Source organism: Lentisphaerota bacterium (genome assembly GCA_016873675.1).
In the GTDB taxonomy this organism is placed as follows: domain Bacteria; phylum Verrucomicrobiota; class Kiritimatiellia; order RFP12; family JAAYNR01; genus VGWG01.
Genome location: VGWG01000210.1, coordinates 1 through 1,784, shown reverse-complemented (window position 1 = coordinate 1,784; position 1,784 = coordinate 1). Strand labels below are relative to the sequence as shown.

Here is a 1,784-nt window from a genome sequence, read left to right as displayed (position 1 = left end):
TCAGCACGTTGGGAAGAGTACCCATCTCCCCCCTGTGTGTCGAATTATTTCATAACCGCGTAACTCAAGTCAACAACAAAAAGCAAAAAAAACGGTTGCATTGCGAATGCTGTTTCGACACACTGGGGCGCGCTTGGGAGATTCAGCATTGGGAACCGTCGAGGCTCTTGCAAAACCCCTTGGCAGCCAAAGTGGCACGGGCATCTTGCCCGTGATTCATGGGCGGGACGCCCATGCCACGCGGGGTTTTGCAAGAGCCTCTTTTCAAGAAAAACATCAAGCAGAAGGAAGACGATGAGCAATCAAAACAAGCGATACGTGCAGGTGGGAGTGGGTGGACGCGCCTTTATGTACACGGAGGCCGCAGCCAAGGGATTTCCCGGGGAAGCCTGCCTGGTGGGGCTGTGCGACAACAACCAGGGCCGTCTCGATATGATGGCTGGATGGGTGAAAAAGTGGACATCGGCGGACGGCGGGACGCCCCTCTCAGTGCCGCTCTACGCGCACACGGATTTCGACCGCATGGTAAAGGAAACACGGGCGGACGCGGTCATCGTCACGTGCAAGGATGCCTTCCACGATGAATATGTCTGCCGCGCCATGGAACTCGGCTGCGATGTGATCACCGAAAAGCCGATGACCACGGACGCGCAGAAATGCCAGCGCATCATTGACACGCAGAAGAAGACCGGCCGCAAGGTCAGGGTCACCTTTAACTACCGCTACTCCCCTCCCCGCACCCAGATCAAGGACCTGCTGATGCAGGGAACCATCGGCGAGGTGCTCTCCGTGGATTTCCATTGGATGCTCGACACCTACCACGGCGCCGACTACTTCCGCCGCTGGCACCGCAACAAGGCCAACTCCGGCGGCCTGATGGTGCACAAGGCCACGCATCATTTCGATCTCGTCAACTGGTGGCTCTCAGACGTGCCGGAACGCGTGTATGCCTCCGGGCACCGCCGCTTCTACACGCCAAAAACAGCGGATCGGCTTGGCCTGACCCGGCGTCAGGAACGTTGTCGCGGCTGCCCGGAATTCGGGACGTGTCCGTTCGGCCTCGATCTGGCAGCCAACAAGGGCCTTACGGAATGCTACCTTGAGTGCGAGCAGTACGATGGCTATTTCCGCGACCGTTGCGTCTTCAGCCCAGAAATAGACATCGAAGACAGCATGAACGTGGTGGTGGATTATGCCGGAGGGGCCAAGCTCTCCTACTCCCTCAATGCCTTCAATCCCTGGGAGGGGTATGCCATCGCCTTCAATGGCACCAAGGGCCGCCTGGAGCACATGTGCCAGGAGACCGTGTATATCAATGGCGATGGAAGCGTTCCGGGCGCGATCAAGAGCGCGGACACCTACATCCGCGTGTATCCGACCCGCAAGCCGGCTTATAGTGTCGATCTGTGGAAGGCAGAAGGCGGTCATGGCGGCGGCGACGAGCCGCTGGTCCGCGACGTCTTCAGTCACACGCCGCCGGCGGATCCGTACAAGCGCGCGGCGGATCAGCGTTCCGGCGCCTGGTCCATCCTGGTCGGGACGGCGGCAAACCAATCCATGGCCAACAACCGCCCGTTCCGGATCGCCGAACTCTGTCAGAACATCGGCCTGCCGGACTACCCGGCCATGCCCACAGGCGACGAGCCGCTGAGGTTTTGAAATGAGCGAAACAAGACAAAGCACGACCCTCCGCGCGCTGGGACGTTTCTCGATCGGCATCGGCGATCGGTTTGGTTGCGAAGGCGTCGCGCAACTCGCCGCACTGGCGGCGGCGCGGCAGAACG

General features: G+C 60.1%; 1 protein-coding gene. It reads left to right on the top strand.

Annotated elements, in window-relative coordinates; all coding sequences use genetic code 11:
• The first annotated feature begins 294 nt into the window (after positions 1–294).
• Positions 295–1,659, top strand: a complete 1,365-nt coding sequence (locus FJ222_12770) for a Gfo/Idh/MocA family oxidoreductase (GenBank protein MBM4165294.1) — start codon at positions 295–297, stop codon at positions 1,657–1,659.
• The last annotated feature ends 125 nt before the right edge of the window (positions 1,660–1,784 follow it).

What these genes read in the sequence shown, in the direction of transcription:
- FJ222_12770 (MBM4165294.1), top strand. Translation starts at nt 295, where the DNA reads ATGAGCAATCAAAACAAGCGATACGTGCAGGTGGGAGTGGGTGGACGC.